Origin of the sequence: Bartonella sp. AP9QHHD (assembly GCF_042195625.1) — a bacterium.
Lineage (GTDB): Bacteria > Pseudomonadota > Alphaproteobacteria > Rhizobiales > Rhizobiaceae > Bartonella.
This window is the reverse complement of the sequence record NZ_JBHIOP010000086.1, coordinates 13,822-28,767: the sequence shown is the minus strand read 5'-3', so window position 1 is coordinate 28,767 and position 14,946 is coordinate 13,822. Positions and strand designations below refer to the sequence as shown.

At 46.6% G+C, this 14,946-nt stretch carries 20 protein-coding genes and 1 pseudogene; all 21 read left to right on the top strand.

What is annotated here, in order from left to right; translation table 11 throughout:
- The first annotated feature begins 51 nt into the window (after window positions 1-51).
- The 21 genes and pseudogenes from ACFIK4_RS06895 (at window position 52) to ACFIK4_RS06795 (ending at window position 14,621) form a co-directional block, all read left to right on the top strand.
- On the top strand, window positions 52-192 hold the full coding sequence (locus ACFIK4_RS06895) for a hypothetical protein (RefSeq protein ID WP_273755279.1): 141 nt from the start codon (window positions 52-54) through the stop codon (window positions 190-192).
- Window positions 176-574: a hypothetical protein gene (locus ACFIK4_RS06890; RefSeq protein ID WP_375675574.1), complete on the top strand. Its 399-nt coding sequence runs from the start codon at window positions 176-178 to the stop codon at window positions 572-574. Before ACFIK4_RS06895 ends, ACFIK4_RS06890 begins: the two co-directional genes overlap by 17 nt.
- Window positions 574-1,521: a ParB/RepB/Spo0J family partition protein gene (locus ACFIK4_RS06885; protein ID WP_375675572.1), complete on the top strand. Its 948-nt coding sequence runs from the start codon at window positions 574-576 to the stop codon at window positions 1,519-1,521. Before ACFIK4_RS06890 ends, ACFIK4_RS06885 begins: the two co-directional genes overlap by 1 nt.
- A complete protein-coding gene (locus tag ACFIK4_RS06880; RefSeq protein ID WP_012232200.1) occupies window positions 1,518-1,976 on the top strand; it encodes a hypothetical protein in 459 nt (152 codons plus the stop codon). Before ACFIK4_RS06885 ends, ACFIK4_RS06880 begins: the two co-directional genes overlap by 4 nt.
- Window positions 1,973-3,955, top strand: coding sequence for a transposase domain-containing protein (locus tag ACFIK4_RS06875; RefSeq protein ID WP_375675570.1), 1,983 nt, complete (start codon window positions 1,973-1,975; stop codon window positions 3,953-3,955). Before ACFIK4_RS06880 ends, ACFIK4_RS06875 begins: the two co-directional genes overlap by 4 nt.
- Before the next feature lie 336 nt (window positions 3,956-4,291).
- Window positions 4,292-5,322 (top strand): annotated as a pseudogene (locus tag ACFIK4_RS06870) (AAA family ATPase).
- A complete protein-coding gene (locus ACFIK4_RS06865) occupies window positions 5,319-5,588 on the top strand; it encodes a hypothetical protein (RefSeq protein ID WP_012231825.1) in 270 nt (89 codons plus the stop codon). The pseudogene ACFIK4_RS06870 and the gene ACFIK4_RS06865 overlap by 4 nt, the downstream one beginning before the upstream one ends.
- Window positions 5,588-5,866, top strand: a complete 279-nt coding sequence (locus ACFIK4_RS06860) for a hypothetical protein (protein ID WP_375633741.1) — start codon at window positions 5,588-5,590, stop codon at window positions 5,864-5,866. The genes ACFIK4_RS06865 and ACFIK4_RS06860 overlap by 1 nt, the downstream gene beginning before the upstream one ends.
- Window positions 5,850-6,473, top strand: a complete 624-nt coding sequence (locus tag ACFIK4_RS06855) for a DUF3164 family protein (protein WP_375613741.1) — start codon at window positions 5,850-5,852, stop codon at window positions 6,471-6,473. The genes ACFIK4_RS06860 and ACFIK4_RS06855 overlap by 17 nt, the downstream gene beginning before the upstream one ends.
- A 10-nt stretch (window positions 6,474-6,483) precedes the next feature.
- Entirely contained in the window at window positions 6,484-7,101 is a 618-nt protein-coding gene (locus ACFIK4_RS06850; protein ID WP_012231822.1) for a regulatory protein GemA, read from the top strand.
- A gap of 6 nt (window positions 7,102-7,107) precedes the next feature.
- Window positions 7,108-7,515: a helix-turn-helix domain-containing protein gene (locus ACFIK4_RS06845; protein WP_375629092.1), complete on the top strand. Its 408-nt coding sequence runs from the start codon at window positions 7,108-7,110 to the stop codon at window positions 7,513-7,515.
- A gap of 87 nt (window positions 7,516-7,602) precedes the next feature.
- The gene (locus ACFIK4_RS06840; RefSeq protein ID WP_375613744.1) at window positions 7,603-8,184 is read left to right on the top strand and encodes a glycoside hydrolase family 19 protein; all 582 of its coding nucleotides are present in this window, start codon (window positions 7,603-7,605) and stop codon (window positions 8,182-8,184) included.
- Window positions 8,181-8,468 carry a hypothetical protein gene (locus ACFIK4_RS06835; RefSeq protein ID WP_375612317.1) on the top strand — a complete coding sequence of 96 codons (288 nt, stop codon included), beginning with the start codon at window positions 8,181-8,183 and terminating at the stop codon, window positions 8,466-8,468. Before ACFIK4_RS06840 ends, ACFIK4_RS06835 begins: the two co-directional genes overlap by 4 nt.
- Entirely contained in the window at window positions 8,461-8,799 is a 339-nt protein-coding gene (locus tag ACFIK4_RS06830; RefSeq protein ID WP_375633719.1) for a hypothetical protein, read from the top strand. The genes ACFIK4_RS06835 and ACFIK4_RS06830 overlap by 8 nt, the downstream gene beginning before the upstream one ends.
- On the top strand, window positions 8,792-9,007 hold the full coding sequence (locus ACFIK4_RS06825) for a hypothetical protein (protein WP_375629082.1): 216 nt from the start codon (window positions 8,792-8,794) through the stop codon (window positions 9,005-9,007). The genes ACFIK4_RS06830 and ACFIK4_RS06825 overlap by 8 nt, the downstream gene beginning before the upstream one ends.
- Window positions 9,004-9,318, top strand: a complete 315-nt coding sequence (locus tag ACFIK4_RS06820) for a DUF2730 family protein (protein WP_375607966.1) — start codon at window positions 9,004-9,006, stop codon at window positions 9,316-9,318. Before ACFIK4_RS06825 ends, ACFIK4_RS06820 begins: the two co-directional genes overlap by 4 nt.
- Entirely contained in the window at window positions 9,315-9,671 is a 357-nt protein-coding gene (locus ACFIK4_RS06815) for a hypothetical protein (protein ID WP_375612320.1), read from the top strand. The genes ACFIK4_RS06820 and ACFIK4_RS06815 overlap by 4 nt, the downstream gene beginning before the upstream one ends.
- Complete coding sequence (locus tag ACFIK4_RS06810; protein ID WP_375675565.1) at window positions 9,634-10,215, top strand: phage protein Gp27 family protein; 582 nt, start codon at window positions 9,634-9,636, stop codon at window positions 10,213-10,215. The genes ACFIK4_RS06815 and ACFIK4_RS06810 overlap by 38 nt, the downstream gene beginning before the upstream one ends.
- Entirely contained in the window at window positions 10,208-11,830 is a 1,623-nt protein-coding gene (locus ACFIK4_RS06805) for a hypothetical protein (protein WP_375675563.1), read from the top strand. Before ACFIK4_RS06810 ends, ACFIK4_RS06805 begins: the two co-directional genes overlap by 8 nt.
- Window positions 11,831-11,842: 12 nt before the next feature.
- Entirely contained in the window at window positions 11,843-13,423 is a 1,581-nt protein-coding gene (locus tag ACFIK4_RS06800) for a DUF935 domain-containing protein (protein ID WP_375675561.1), read from the top strand.
- On the top strand, window positions 13,416-14,621 hold the full coding sequence (locus ACFIK4_RS06795) for a phage minor head protein (protein ID WP_375675559.1): 1,206 nt from the start codon (window positions 13,416-13,418) through the stop codon (window positions 14,619-14,621). The genes ACFIK4_RS06800 and ACFIK4_RS06795 overlap by 8 nt, the downstream gene beginning before the upstream one ends.
- The last annotated feature ends 325 nt before the right edge of the window (window positions 14,622-14,946 follow it).

The window sequence follows — 14,946 nt, the reverse complement described above, 5'->3', positions numbered from 1 at the left end:
TTTTGCGCATTTGCCATGAATTTAAATACCATAAGATAAAAAGGTTTATCAATGTCTAAAGATCAGTACGAAATAGGCAAGATAAATTGCATAGAGTTGCATCATAGAACAGCCGTTTGCATGGGTTGGTTCTGGCGATTAGATGGTGGTCATATTGTTTTTATAGGGGGTGGTTATGGTTGCTGCTTGTAATTTATGGACCCCAGATGTCAGAAACGATATCGTTAATCCTTATTCAGAAGTTGAACGTTTACAGGTGATGCTTTCCTGTTCTTTAAAAGCCGTGAGTAGTGGATTTAAGCATCTGCCGATCCGGTATATTATTGACCCCCCGCATGGCTTATTTGATGCGGCGTTAGCACGACAGATTGTTATTCATATTTTGCATTATCAGTTTGAGGTGCCACGGCGGCGTATTGTTGCGATACAGGCACGTCAGCGGACTTCTATTTCTCTATCTATGCAAGTGATTAACCGGCGTTTGGAAGAACCCGTTTTTGCGAAAGCTTATCGAAGATGGGCGGGGCGTGCGATGGATTTATTCTTTAAAGAGATCAGAAAGGCGGTGGCGTGATGGCACAGTTTCAAAAGCTTGCTCTTGATGTGATTGTGGTGCCGGAGCGTATACGCCCTGTGGATGATGAGCATGCCAAGGCACTTGCGCAATCAATGGCGCGGGAGGGATTGATGAATCCGATTACGGTGCGCCATACCCCCAATGCTAAGGAAGGTAATTACACACTTATAGCTGGTGCGCATCGGCTTCGTGCTGCTGAGCTTTTGGGCTATAGTGACATTGATGCGGTTGTGGTGCAGGCTGATAAGGACAATGCCGCGCTTTTAGAAGTGGCTGAAAACCTTTTTCGCAATGAGTTGTCTGTTATTGACCGTGCGCTTTTTGTCCAGACTTATCGCGAATTGTGGGAAAAAAAGTATGGGGAGATTAAGGTTGGTGGGGACGGTAGTAATCAACATAAAGCCAAAAAAGAGCAATTGGGTAAAGTTTACCCTATTGCTCAAATCAGTGATAATGCCTCTTCAAATGACAATAAAATCGGGTGTGAAGGGGACAAAGTGGCAAAGGGTCAAGTTGACCCTTTGCCAAATGATGGTGACTTAAATGGCAAAATGCAAAGTTTGCACTTTGCCAAACATGTAGCAGATCGTATTGGTTTATCGAAGGAGTCTGTGAAACTCCTCAATCGTATTTCCCAGCATTTACAGCCGGAGTTGCGGTCTGTTTTGCGGGGGACGGCATTGGCGGATAATCAAGCGCAGTTGTTGAAGTTGGCCAAGATGGAGCCGGTTGCGCAACGGCGGGTGGCAATTGCTTTGCAACAGGTTGAGGGGGATTTACGGCGGGCTGTTGATTTGGTCAATGGGATTAATACACCTCCGCAAATTAATGAACAAGAGCGGGTTTTTGCTCAGTTATTGGGTGTTTGGCAGAGAGCAGATGCGCAGACAAAGGCGCGGTTTTGTGATTATTTGAACAAGCAATCAGGGGAGGAGCAGGCATGAAGAGGCATGGTTGCGGGCAGCTTGATTTTTTCCAAAAGCCGGTTTTTCCCTGTCGTGAACCCGTTGCGCAGATTGATTTAGGGCGGTTTCGCTCGCGCATTAAGCGAGCGATGGCGCGGGCTTTGCGTGAATGCCGGCATGAGCGCAGTGTGATTGCGGAGCGTATGGCGCATTATTTAGGGATTGGGTGTTTAAGTAAGGCGAGTTTGGATGCTTATGTTGCGGAAAGTAAGCAGGTGGATATTTCCCTGCCGCGGTTTAAGGCATTTGTGCGGGCGACAGAGGCATTTTGGCTCTGGGATGAGGTGGTGAGTGAAGATGGATTGTTGCTGTTGCAAGGGGATGAGGCACGTTTAGCAGAAATTGCGCGGCTTCAGCAGGAACAGCGGGAGATTGCAGCGCAATTGAAAGCCATGCGCGCAACGCCGGTTCGCATTAAAAGGGGGCAGCCATGAAGGAATGGTTTAGTATTGCCGAATTGGCTGAGGCAGCTTTGCCAGGGTTGCCGAAAACAAAGATCGGTCTCAACAATCTTGCGCTTAAGAAATGGCGTTTGAATACACAATTGTTTCGCCAAACATTAGGCAAAACCAAGCCGGTTTGGGAGTATCACATCTCTTTATTGCCGGAGGGGGCGCGGGCGGCGTTGTTGGTGCGGGCAGGTGGAATTTGTGTAGAAGAAAAGACAGAGAAAAGCGATCAAAAGACAAGTATTTGGGTGCGTTATGAGGGGCTTTCAAAGGCGCATAAAAGGCGCTGTGAAGAGCGTTTGAAGGCACTTTGCTTTTGGGAAGATTTGCTCCATGCCGGTATGGGTGTGCATGATGCGGCAAGTTTGAGTGCGGTGCAATTTGGTGTGAGCCGGATGTCGCTTTTTAATTGGCGGCAGATGGTGGAGGGGTATGAGCGCCCTGATTGGTTGGCAGCTTTAGCGCCTTGTTATGGTGAGGAGAATGTTTCGCAATTTGCGCCGTGTCATGAGGGGGCGTGGGAGGTTTTTTGTTCGGATTATTTGCGCCCCTCTAAACCTGCTTTTTCGGCGTGTTATCGGCGCATGGTTTCTGTTGCGCAGGAGCGGGGTTGGCTGCCCATTCCTTCAGAGCGGGCTTTGCGGCGTCGTTTTAAGGCGCAAATTTCCAAAGCGGTTGTGGTTTTAGCGCGTGAGGGAGAAGAAAAGGCAAAAAAGCTTTATCCAGCCCAACGGCGTGATCGCTCGAGCCTGCATGCACTGCAAGCAGTGAATATGGACGGGCATAAGCTGGATGTTTTTGTGAGCGTTCCTTGGACAGAGAAGCCTGTGCGGCTTTATCTGATTGCCATTCAAGATCTTTATTCGGGCAAGATTTTATCGTGGCGCTTGTCGGATGCTGAGACTTGGGAAATCGTGCGTTTGGTGATTGGGGACATGGTGGAAGCTTATGGCATACCGGAGCGTATGACCTTGGATAATGGGCGTGCCTTTACCAGCAAGTGGATTTCTGGAGGTGTGCAAAACCGTTTTCGTTTTAAGATTAAGCCGGATGATCCGCAAGGGCTTTTGACGAGTTTGGGTGTGCAATTGCAATGGACCACCCCTTATAGCGGACAATCTAAACCGATTGAGCGGGCATGGCGTGATCTGGCAGAAGCGATTTCTAAACATCCCTTTTGTGCGGGGGCTTATACGGGCAATAAACCGGATGCCAAGCCTGAAGATTATGGAAAACGCGCGATAGGATTTGAAGCGTTTAAAGCCCATGTTGGTGCGCAAATTTGTGCACACAATGCGCAAGCAGGGCGTAAGGCGGTTAATTGTGCGGGGCGCAGTTTTGATGAGACTTTTACTGAGAGCTTGCAAGCCGAGGGAACGATTATTCGGCAAGCAACGGCGGCACAACGGGCTTTATGGCTTTTAACCTCTGAGGCGTTGCGTGCGCAAAAGGGTACGGGGGAGATTCATTTTTATGGCAATCGTTATTGGGTAAGGGCGTTGAATGAGCATGCGGGGAAAAAAGTGATTGTACGCTTTGATCCGGATAATTTGCATCAAGATTTACGGGTTTATGATTTGAACAATCGGTTGCTTTGTCTGGCACCATGCCTTTGTGATGTAGGTTTTTATGACCAGCAGGCGGCGCGCTTGAATGGGCGTTTGCGTAAAGAATATGTGAAGGCTGTTAAAGCAGAAAAACAGTTGGCAGCAAAGCTTGCACCTGATCACTTGGCCGATGTTTATGGGCGCCTTGAGAAAAAGGATGAAGCGTTCAAATCTAAGCTTCCGATAAAGCCAAAGGTGAGCCGCTTGATGCCAAACAATGTGGGGAATTTAGCTTTGAAAGCAGACGATGATGAGGTTTTGGGGGAGGAAGAATTCAGTCAACACTTGCATAAAGCTTTGAGAAAGCTTTCCGCCTCTGATGAGGGGCGTGAGGTGATCAAGTTTCCTAAACGATAGGAAAGGAAAGAGGGGGGATTTGTAAGAATTCTCAAAAGGAAGCTGGTTTTGTATCGCGTATCAGCTTGAAGCGTTAACAAAGAAAGGGGGGAGGAATCTTATCCATTTCATAGTCTAATCAATACATGAAGTTTCTAGGTGTCTTTGCCTGATCGGGTAAGATGCGTGGAGTTAGCAAGTTCCCTGATGTGTGAGAAAGAGAGGGGATTTGCAAGGTTAGCCGTTTTAGTATCGCGTACGGCTTTTAAATGTTCATTCTAAAGACAAAAGATAAGGGGCGGGTGGGAGCCCTTCCCCTTATCAACAGTCTAAAATCAATACGAGAGGGGAATATACATGAAAAACGCGATAAATGCAACGGTCGATAAAAATCCTTGGGCGCGACCTAAAATCCAGCCCAATGGAACAGCACAAAACCGCAACAGTGATGACATTGCTTTATGGAATGAGCTTGTGGATGCGGTGAGAGCTTTGGGGCAAATGAATGATTGGTCGAAAGCAGAGGTGGCACGGCGCATAGGGATGCCGGATGGGACGTTTTCGCAATGGTATGCGGGCAGTTATGCGGGACAGTTGGGGAAGCAAAATGCGAAGGTTCAACAATGGGTTGAGACTTTAAAGGAAACGGCGGGGTTTTTGGAGCGCATTCCTGAAAAACCAGCCTTTCAGAGGAATCGAATTGCCAGTGAGATCATTGATACTTTAACACTGGCACAAAGTACGGGGATATGGTGATGATTACGCTTGATGCGGGCAGTGGTAAGACCGAAACCTGCCGCCATTATCGCTCTACCCGCCCGCATGTTTATCTGGTGACAGCCAGCCCGCATACGCGCAGTGTTCACGGTATTTTGAATGATATGGCAGCAGAATTGGAAGTGGTGGAATATAATCCCACCCGCTTAACGCGTGCGATTGGTAAGAAATTAGAGCGTGTTGGTGGCGGAACATTGCTGATTGTTGATGAAGCGCAAAATTTAACGGATGAGGCGATTAATCAGTTGCGCCATTTTGTTGATATTAATGGTACGGGGCTCGCTTTGGTTGGGAATGATGAAATCTCTGGACGGTTGGTTCATCGTCAAAATGGTCCCTCTTATGCGCAAATTAAAAGCCGATTGGCGATGCATCTGAAACGGCGCAAGCCCTATAGTGAGGATATTGCTGCGCGCATTCATGATTGGGGGATTGAAGATGTTGGTGCGATAAAGTTTTTGACAGGGATTGGCTTAAAGGCTGGAGCTTTGCGGCAAATTGACAAAACCATGATGTTGGCACGCATGGCAGCGCTTGGAGATGGGTGTGAGGTGACCCTGAAACATGTCAAAGCGGCATGGAAAAACCGTGACGTGGAGGAATTGGCATGATCTCTTTATGCGACAAAGAATTATCCGATACGCTTGTTGGTCTTTATGATGATTATCAATGCGGTTTTGATATTGGAGAAAAGCTTAAATTGTGTGTTGATTTGGCGTTATTGCTTGAATTGGAGTTGAGTGTTCATCGTTTGGGGGAAGCGGATGCGGTTTTGGAAGGCCAAGTTGCAGAAGTTTTGGCTGAGTGTGACAGCTCTGATCGAGATGAAGATAAGAGCAATCGTGTGATTTATATGGATTTTGGAGGAAGCAAATGATGGAACGTAACCCTTATATGGTAAGAGAGTGCTTGATTGCTTTGCGCTCTGCCTTTTTACAGTATGAGGTGAATGGCATTTTTATGCATGGACAAGATGTTCGAGAATTGAATGAGTATTTGCGTCGTTTGGCAGGCTATAACCACGTTTTAAGTCATGAGCTTATGCGGTGTCGTTGGCAATTGAAAGCGGGATGTGCGCCTTCTTCAGGGGATGTTGTGCCATTTCGTCGTTTTCAAAAAACACAGGAGGAAGTTGGTGATGAATCCACAAATTGAACTTGAAGGTACGCGTTATATGAAGGATGCAAAAGGGGCTTTGGTGCCGGTAAGTTTGATCCGCCCTGCGGATTTGTTAGAGGATGAAACGGTGCGCAAAATTATGGGTTTTGCGAAAGAATTATCGGCAAGGATTGCACGTTTTAACAACCATACGATTGCGGATTTGAGTGATTTTGATAGCTTGCTTGCGCAAGAATATGGTGTGGAGCGGCGTGGCAAAAAGGGCAATTGTACTTACACAAGCTTTGATGGTTTGCAACGTATTAAGGTGCAAGTTCAGGAAAGTGTTGATTTTGGACCGCAATTGCAAATTGCCAAAAGCCTTCTTGATGAGTGTTTGAATGAATGGTCTGCGGATGCACGCCCTGAAATCCGTGCGATTATTACGCGTGCTTTTAATACGGATAAAGAAGGCAAGGTGAATCGGGGCGAGATCTTTATGCTGTTGCGTTTGGATATTGATGATCCACGCTGGAAAGAGGCGATGCGTGCCATTCGTGAAGCGATCCGTGTGACGACATCTAAGGAATATGTGCGTTTTTATGAACGCGATACATTAGAAAGCGCTTGGCGTGCTGTGACCATTGATCTGGCGAAGACATGAGGGGGGAGAGATGTCTTTAGCTGTCCTTCATATGGGAAAACGCGCGTTAGGTCTTGATGATGAGACCTATCGCGCACTGCTCTATCGCTTGACAGGCAAGCAATCGGCGAAAGATTTGAATTTTTCAGAAAAGCACTTGGTTATCGCTGAAATGAAAGCGTTTGGTTTTAAGCCGAATGGGAAGCGTTTAGAGGGGAAATATGCTAAGAAGCTCCAGGCGCTCTGGATTGCTGGGTGGAATCTTGGCATTATTCGTGATCGTTCAGATAAGGCGTTGCTTGCCTTTGTGAAAAGACAGACAGGGATTGATCATATTCGTTTTTTACGCGATAGCGATGATGCATGCAGAGCCATTGAGGCGTTGAAAGGTTGGTTGCAGCGGGAGGGTGGGGTTGACTGGAGAGGAAAAAACCGCGAAGATTCATGGAGGAAGAAACCAAGCATTTCCATTTTGTGTGCCCAATGGAAGTGTTTGAATCCCGATGCTATGTTTGAGCTTGGGGCTTTTCATCAAAGTGTTATGGCGTTAAGTGGTAAAGCTTTGGGTGAGATGAGTGGGGGCGACTTTAGAGAAGTGATGAATGTTTGGGGGCGGAAAATCCGTAAAGGTGTTAAAAGCGAGGGGTAAGCATGTATGCAAGAGGAAATCTATAGCGATTTTCCTGCCTTATTGCGTGAAATAGCTGATGTTGCGGGCAGTGAAGCAGCATGGAATATGATGCGGGCTTTTGGTGGACGAGAAGTTTATATACCCGGGCGTCTTGAGAGTGCGGATTGGTTGATTGAAATTGTTGGGTTTGAAGAGGCGCAGCAATTGATCAACCATTTTTGTTTTAATGGTTCGGGTGTGCGCCTTCTTATCCCCCTTGGCAGAGATGCTGAACGGCGGCAAAAAATGGTGCAAGCGTTGCAAAAAGGCTGGTCGGTGGATGCTGCAGCTGCTGTTTCTGGTATGCATGTGCGTACAGCTTATCGCTTGAAGAAGAAAATTTCTTTGCAAGAACCACAAGGTTCGTTATTTTCAGAGTTTTATGAGTATTGAGAGTTTTGACTGACAGTGTCAGGCTTATATTGGGGGTTTGAAATCCGATAAACTGCGAATGAATTTTTATTCATTGAGTGGTTTGTTATGGTTTCAATAGATGCTTCTTTTCTTCATCGCCTTGCGCCTAAATTGGCGCATCATGCGCGCCAAGATTTTATTATTGTTGAAATGGCACGCGTGTTGCCTAAAGCTTTATCTTATGGGGCACTCACAACACCGTTGCGTATTGCCCATTTTTTAAGCCAATGTGCCCATGAGAGTGATGGCTTTTTTACTGTTTGTGAATATGCCTCAGGGCGCGCTTATGAGGGGCGGCGTGATTTAGGCAATGTCAACCCTGGGGATGGGGTGCACTTTAAGGGGCGTGGTTTGATCCAGTTGACGGGGCGCAATAATTATCGTCGTTTTACGAAGTTTTGGCGCCTAGTCGATGAACAAGCGGTTGATTGTGAGGCATTTCCGCAAGAGCTGGAAAAGTTTCCAGCAGCGCTTTGGTCTGCTGTTTGGTTTTGGCAAATGAAAGGCTTGAATAGGCTGGCTGATCAAGATGATTATCTAGGGATTACCAAGGCGATCAATGGGGGAAGAAATGGACTTGTGCAACGTTTGATTTATTTGAACCGCGCCAAAAAGCTTTTGGGACTTGGAGGCGAGGTAAAGGCATGAAGCCCTCTTATCGTGGTTCTAGGCTCTATTTATGGTGGTCTTTTTGGTTTGCTTGGGGGGTTATTTTTTTGCTTGTTTCTGGTGGTTTGTGGGGGGCTCCGCATATTGTTGATATGGCGAGCATTTCTATTCCTTCGATGGTGGCGATTATTGTTGGCAATCTGGGGGTGCATCGTGGCTTTGGCTCGTTGGATTTTTCTAATAGGAAACATTCCCATAAGCGGCATAGCAGCTCCTATGATGGGGTGGAGATAACGAGGTGGGGAGATAAAAGCAATGTTTAGCCCACTTTCAAAACTGTCTTTTGGTCTGCTTTTTTTGGTCAGTGTGATGTTGGCGGCTTTTGGCTTTATGAAAGCGCAAATTTTAAAGGCGGAAAAGGCGCGTGATTTGTATTGGCAGTTGGAGATTGCCAAGGCTTCAGCACGTGCACTGCTTGTACAAGAGCGACAAAGACAAGCAGCGTTGGAAGCTGAGCATCAAGCGCAAGGGGTGATTTCGGCTTTGGAACAAAAGCTTACAAAAATGGAGGAAGTCAATGGGAAGTTGCCGGTTACTGGCGGTGGCATTGGGCTTGAGCGTGTGCGCTTGCTCAACACACAAGCCGGTGGGTAGCCTTTCTTATCATTTTTTATCGGTTGAATTGCCGCCTGTTGTTCGCATGGCGTGTGCCCGCCCAGCTTTATTGCCAGAGCGTGCTTTGAATGCGCGCGAAGTGGTGCATTATTGGAGCCGTGATCGTGCTGCTTTATTGATTTGTGAACAGCGTAGAAAAGCTGCGGAGCGGGCGATTTTAGGCACAAGAGAGGGGACTTTTAAGTGAATTTGGATATCAGTGTTGCCAATGGCTGGTTGTCTTTATTGTTATCGGTTATTGCGATTTGTGGGGTTTTGAGAGCCTATTTTTCTTCCGGTGCGCGGGAAATGCTGAAAGATATCACGGCGCTTAAAGAGCGTGTGCAAAAGTTAGAAACAGAGATGGACTTTTTGCCTGATCGTGATGCGCTGCAAAGATTGGAAGTGAATATGGAGAAATTGAATGGTCGTCTCAACACGCTTTCTGCACAATTACAACCGGTGGCAGCCATTGGTGAGCGCTTGCAAGAGTTTTTGTTGGAGAATGCCAAGAAATGAAAGCAGATATGGATAAAATCATCCGTGAAGAAGCGCGGTTGATTATTTTAAAAGGGCTTGCTTGTGAGCGCAGTGAAACTTTATCGAGTGCGATGATTGAGCGGCTTTTATACAGTTATGGCATCAGACGCGATCGCGATTTTGTGCATAATGAACTGGCATGGATGGAAGATCAAGGTGCTGTTACTTTAAAATGTGTGGGTTCGGTTTTTCTTGCGGCATTAACAGAACGGGGAGCACGTCATTTAGACCGGAGCTTTTCCATTGAGGGGATTAAGCGGCCTAAACGTTCATCAATAAAAGACGAGGTGAAGGATGCGCAAGGTCGGGCGTGGACGTTTAACGGCGATTGATTTATTGCCGCAAGCTTGTGATCAAATTATTGCAGAGGCGGCTGAGGCTTTAAATGGGCGTGAGAAGACGCAAATGGCTATTTATGGTGAGTTTAAAGCGGCTTTGAAGGCTTTACGAAAGGAAACGCGTCTCAGCTTTTCTATTCCCTCTTTTTCCAGTTTTAATCGTTATTCTTTGCGGCTAGCCGTGATGTCAAGGCGCCTAGAACAGACAAGAGAAATTGCCGCAAGTCTTTCCAAGCGTTTTGATGCCAAAGCTTCTGATAATATCACTCTTTTGACGGCGGCAGCGATTAAGGAGTTGATTTTTTCCACGTTGAGCAGTGGGAAAAACCTTTCGCCAAAGGCAGCACAAGAATTGGCCAATGCGCTTAAAGGCGTGTTGGCGGCTGAACATTTGTCGACCACCAGACGGCAAAAGTTGGAAAAAGATTTTACCAGCAAAGCAAGCAAAGCGGTTGACGCAGCAGCAGCGGCGGCGGGGCTCTCAGAAGAAACAGCGCGAGCTATTCGTGCGCAGGTGTTGGGGGTAAAACATGGCTGAACAGCCCTTTTCAAAAAGTCATGTCTTTGATCATCAAAGTGGTTTTGATATTTGGCAGAGAAGTACTTTTCCCAAAGAGAGTGATCCCTTAGCGGAAGGCGTTTTGATGGCGCATCAACGGGCATGGATTGAAGATAAGTCCCCATTAAAATTGGTGGAAAAGGGGCGGCGGACCGGCATTACTTTTGCAGAAGCTTTGGATGATACACTGATTGCAGCGGCGGCACGTGAAGCGAGGGGCGATAATGTTTTTTATATTGGTGACACCAAAGACAAGGGGCGGGAATTTATTGGCTATGTGAGCCATTTTGCTTCGGCAATTACGAGCCATAGTGGGGATGTTGAGGAATTTTTATTCTCTGATCAAAGGGCGGATGGTTCAACGAAATATATCTCTGCTTATCGGGTGCGTTTTGCTTCGGGGTTTCGGATTGAGGCGCTTTCTAGCCGCCCTGAAAATATTCGCGGACTACAGGGTATTGTGGTGATTGACGAGGCGGCGTTTCATCAAGATGTGCGCTCTGTTTTGGATGCTGTCAATGCTTTGCTCATTTGGGGAGGAAAAATCCGTGTGATCTCCACCCATAATGGTGTGCTCAATCCTTTCAATGAATTGATCCGTGAAGCGCGAGCAGGTAAGGTTCCTTTTTCGGTGCATTGTTACCCCTTTGGTGTTGCTGTTAAAAATGGCTTGTTTAAACGGGTTTGTGCCATGAAGGGGGAGGTGTGGAGTCGAATTTCTGAGCAACAATGGGAAGATCAAATTCGCGCGTCTTATGGGGTGCGTTTGGCTGCGATGCGCCAAGAATTAGATGCCATACCAGCCGATCAAGAAGGGGCTGCTTTAACACGCTTACAGATTGAAAATTGTTGTGCGCCTGATATTGCGGTGTTGCGTTTTGCTTGTGTGGATGATTTTAAAAATCAATCGGAACATCAACGAAGTGTTGCTGCTTTTGCTTGGTGTGAGAAACATATAAAACCTCTTCATATTGGGCTTGACCGGCGGCGCCAACATGTTTTTGGTGTTGATTTTGCCAGATCGGGCGATGCGACATCGATTGTGGTGATGGAGGTGGGACAAGATTTGGTGCGCCGTGTACGGTTTATGGTGGAATTGCGCAATACGCCGTTTGATCAACAAAGAGAGATTTTATTTTATGGGGTGAATGGTTTGCCGCGTTTGATGGGCGGCGCGTTAGATGCGCGGGGCAATGGGGCTTATTTAGCCGAAAAAGCGGCGCAACGTTATGGAGCTCTTGTGAAGGAAGTGCCCTTGTCACAAAGTTGGTATGGCAAGGAAATGCCGGCTTATTTAGAAGCTTTTGGGGATGGGACGATTGTTTTGCCGCGCGATAGTGACATTGTTGCCGATCATCAAGCGCTTGCTTATGTCAATGGCATTGTGAAAATTCCAGACAATCATCGTTTTAAAGGCAGTGATGGTTTTATGCGTCATGGTGATAGCGCGATTGCTTGCGCTTTGGCTTATTTTGCCAGCCGCCAAACTCCTGAAATTTATGATTATACTCCTGTGAGAGAGGCTTATCGTTTTGATGAAAGCTCGCTCTTTTCAACGCCTTTTTTTTCAACAATGCGATCAAAGATTTATTGATGGGATGATGAGATGGTAAAACTTTTAGATCAGTGGGGCAGGGCGCTTAATATCAAAGGGTTGGAGCGAGAAGTTGCAAGCCCTACCGTTGGCGGTGTTCGTGATGTGTGGTCACAAACCATTGTCAGTGGTCTGACCCCTGCGCAACTTGCTGATATTTTACAACAGGCAGCAGAGGGTCATCCAGAGCAGTTTTTCCAACTTGCCGATGATATGGAAGAGCGTGATTTGCATTATCGTGCTGTGCTTGGCATGCGTAAAAATGCTCTCACAGGGGTGGAGCCTGGAGTGATTGCCGCAAGCAATAGTGCACAGGACAAAAAGATAGCAGATGCGGTGCGGGAAGTGATTAGTGCGCCTACCTTTGTTGATGATTATGTGACGGATTTATTGGATGCTTTGGGGAAAGGTTATGCGGTTGTAGAAACCTTGTGGGACAAGAGTGCCAAGGAATGGTGGCCGGTTGCTTGGAAATGGCGTGACCAGCGGTTTTTTCAATTGGATCGGCGGGATGGTTTTCATTTGCGTTTAAAAGAAGAGGGGTCTTTTAATGGAAGTGAATTGCCTGCTTATAAATTTTCTATTCACAGACCCAAGTTAAAAAGCGGTTTGCCTATTCGTTCTGGGCTTGCGCGGCTTGCAGCTTGGGCATTTCTCTTCAAGTCTTATACACTGAAAGATTGGATGGCATTTTTAGAAGTTTATGGCATGCCTTTGCGTGTGGGTAAATATGGGGCAAGCTCTTCTCATGAGGAGCGACGGGTTCTCATTCAAGCAGTGCGTGATTTATCCAGTGATGCGGCAGCAATTATTCCCAAAGAAATGGAGATTGAATTTATTGAAGCGGCAGGAGGCAGTGGCAATGCGGTTTTTGGTGTCAAGGCGGAATATTTAGATCGACAAATTTCTAAAGGTGTGTTGGGACAAACCATGACGACGGATGATGGTTCGTCCTTTTCGCAAGCACGCATTCATGAAAATGTGCGCCATGATATTGCCAGAGCTGATGCACGCCAATTAGCTTTAACGGCTAATCGTGATTTGATTGTGCCTTTTGTTGAGATTAATTTTGGACGCCAAGAGCGCGCCCCCCTTGTCTATTGGCCGATTTCGGAAAATGAAGATATTAAAGCGATTAGTGATGCACTGGAAAAACTTGTGCCCTTGGGTTTGCGTGTTGGGGCGCAAGAAGTGCGCAATAAGATTGGCTTTTCGCAACCAACAAAAGAAGAAGATGTTTTAAAGGCTCCTGATAATGCGCTTGATGATGAGAGGGGAGAAAAGGCTCATGTTTGTGCTGATTGTGGAGGTGTTTTTGATGTTTCTGTGACAAGAGAGAGCAAGGGTGCAAAAGAGAAGGGTGGGAAACATCACGACGAATTGGACCGGCTTTCACAAGAAGCTTTAAGCGACTGGGAAGAGGACTTAGAACCCCTTTTAGAGCCTTTTAAAAAGCTTGTGAGAGAAGCAAAAAGTTATGAGGATATCCTTAAAGGCTTAGATGAATTGCTAGGTGAGATGGATCATCACGCATTAGCAGCGCGCTTGGCAAAAGTACAAATGATTGCACGTGGGCTTGGGTATCATGGATGAGGAACTTTTTAAAACCGCCCCTAAAGAGGTTATCCGTTATTTTGAAGCCAAGGCACTTGTTCCAAGCTTTGATTGGCGTGATATAGCACCAGAAGAACATGCTTTTTCCTTTACGGTGGCAAAATCGCTAGGCTATGATATTTTGGAGGATTTTAAGCGAGCGGTTGGAGAAGCCATAAAGCATCAAGTTCCTTTTCAAGATTTTCAAAAAAATTTGATGCCGATTTTACAGGAAAAGGGTTGGTGGGGTAAAAAGACCAGCATTGACCCCAAAACTGGTGAAAAGAGCGTGGTGCAATTGGGCAGCCCACGGCGTTTAGAAACGGTCTATTGGGCCAATACCATGAGTGCGCATGCAGCAGGCGAGTGGGAGCGCACACAAAATAATAAAGAATTTTTGCCCTATCTCACCTATGCTTTGTCGAGTTCAGAACATAAGCGTTTAGAACATGAAAGTTGGGTGGGGTTTACCGCACCCGTTGATGATCCGGTTTGGGATTGGCTTTATCCACCCAATGGCTGGCGGTGTAAATGTAGTGTGCGACAGGTAAGCCGTTATGAAGCAGAAGATTTAGGCTATGAAGAGGGGGCAGAGCCACTTCATGTTGAAAAGCAGGTTTGGCACAATAAGCGAACGGGGAAAATTGAGAAGATACCAAAGGGGATTGATCCTGGTTGGCATTTGAACCCTGGGAAACATCGCGCGCAAAACTTAAGCAATTTTTTGAGTGATAAAGTCTCTGTGATGGGGGACAATGACAAACGCATTGCCATTGAAGATATTGTGGGTTCACCACTTTTGGAAGCCATGTTTGAAGGACATATGCCGCGTGGATTTATTCCCATTGCCCCAATGATCCAAAAGGTGCGTGATGTTTTTGCAGCGGAAAATTCTCTTATTCGCTTATCCGCAGACAGTGTGAAACATATTTTGTTAGAGCATCAAGCGCGTGATCTTCGCTTGGATGATTTTCGGGGCGCCATTCAAACACTCATTCGCCCCCATGGTGTTATTAGACGAAAAGATGCACAGAGTGTTGTGTTTTTGGGTGAAAATGGTGGGGCATGGTGGCGCTTTGCAGTCAAATGGGTAGCAAGCAAACAAGAGTGGTGGCTTATCTCGATGCATAAAAAGAGCTTTCGCGAAATTCAACGTTTGTTAAACGCCGCTGAAAAGAAGGATGAACGGTTGTTGTAAAGAGAACACCGAAAAAGATCTGCTGGCTTTTGTGAAAAGAGAAGGCGTGGAGGGCGGTCAACTCCTCGCAGATCCGGCAAAGCCGCCCTGGCATAACTGGCTCACGCCTCGCAGGTAATCTAACAGTTTCAACGTTCAAAAGCAATCTTTAAAAAACGGCTTGAGAGAGGCTTTTTTTTATAAGGCGATAAATTGTACCTCTCACTTCACAACGGCGCTCTATCGCCTTTGAAGTGCCTTTGAAAACGATTTTATGGGATGGTTTGGCACGGGGGTTTCTCTCACAAGGAGAAGAATAGGGAAAAGAGTGCTTTTTTGAGAAATG

What these genes read in the sequence shown, in the direction of transcription:
- ACFIK4_RS06890 (WP_375675574.1), top strand. Translation starts at nt 176, where the DNA reads ATGGTTGCTGCTTGTAATTTATGGACCCCAGATGTCAGAAACGATATC.
- ACFIK4_RS06850 (WP_012231822.1), top strand. Translation starts at nt 6,484, where the DNA reads ATGTCTTTAGCTGTCCTTCATATGGGAAAACGCGCGTTAGGTCTTGAT.
- ACFIK4_RS06830 (WP_375633719.1), top strand. Translation starts at nt 8,461, where the DNA reads ATGTTTAGCCCACTTTCAAAACTGTCTTTTGGTCTGCTTTTTTTGGTC.
- ACFIK4_RS06860 (WP_375633741.1), top strand. Translation starts at nt 5,588, where the DNA reads ATGGAACGTAACCCTTATATGGTAAGAGAGTGCTTGATTGCTTTGCGC.
- ACFIK4_RS06875 (WP_375675570.1), top strand. Translation starts at nt 1,973, where the DNA reads ATGAAGGAATGGTTTAGTATTGCCGAATTGGCTGAGGCAGCTTTGCCA.
- ACFIK4_RS06815 (WP_375612320.1), top strand. Translation starts at nt 9,315, where the DNA reads ATGAAAGCAGATATGGATAAAATCATCCGTGAAGAAGCGCGGTTGATT.
- ACFIK4_RS06865 (WP_012231825.1), top strand. Translation starts at nt 5,319, where the DNA reads ATGATCTCTTTATGCGACAAAGAATTATCCGATACGCTTGTTGGTCTT.
- ACFIK4_RS06805 (WP_375675563.1), top strand. Translation starts at nt 10,208, where the DNA reads ATGGCTGAACAGCCCTTTTCAAAAAGTCATGTCTTTGATCATCAAAGT.
- ACFIK4_RS06880 (WP_012232200.1), top strand. Translation starts at nt 1,518, where the DNA reads ATGAAGAGGCATGGTTGCGGGCAGCTTGATTTTTTCCAAAAGCCGGTT.
- ACFIK4_RS06835 (WP_375612317.1), top strand. Translation starts at nt 8,181, where the DNA reads ATGAAGCCCTCTTATCGTGGTTCTAGGCTCTATTTATGGTGGTCTTTT.
- ACFIK4_RS06795 (WP_375675559.1), top strand. Translation starts at nt 13,416, where the DNA reads ATGGATGAGGAACTTTTTAAAACCGCCCCTAAAGAGGTTATCCGTTAT.
- ACFIK4_RS06855 (WP_375613741.1), top strand. Translation starts at nt 5,850, where the DNA reads ATGAATCCACAAATTGAACTTGAAGGTACGCGTTATATGAAGGATGCA.
- ACFIK4_RS06885 (WP_375675572.1), top strand. Translation starts at nt 574, where the DNA reads ATGGCACAGTTTCAAAAGCTTGCTCTTGATGTGATTGTGGTGCCGGAG.
- ACFIK4_RS06810 (WP_375675565.1), top strand. Translation starts at nt 9,634, where the DNA reads ATGCGCAAGGTCGGGCGTGGACGTTTAACGGCGATTGATTTATTGCCG.
- ACFIK4_RS06895 (WP_273755279.1), top strand. Translation starts at nt 52, where the DNA reads ATGTCTAAAGATCAGTACGAAATAGGCAAGATAAATTGCATAGAGTTG.
- ACFIK4_RS06800 (WP_375675561.1), top strand. Translation starts at nt 11,843, where the DNA reads ATGGTAAAACTTTTAGATCAGTGGGGCAGGGCGCTTAATATCAAAGGG.
- ACFIK4_RS06840 (WP_375613744.1), top strand. Translation starts at nt 7,603, where the DNA reads ATGGTTTCAATAGATGCTTCTTTTCTTCATCGCCTTGCGCCTAAATTG.
- ACFIK4_RS06845 (WP_375629092.1), top strand. Translation starts at nt 7,108, where the DNA reads ATGCAAGAGGAAATCTATAGCGATTTTCCTGCCTTATTGCGTGAAATA.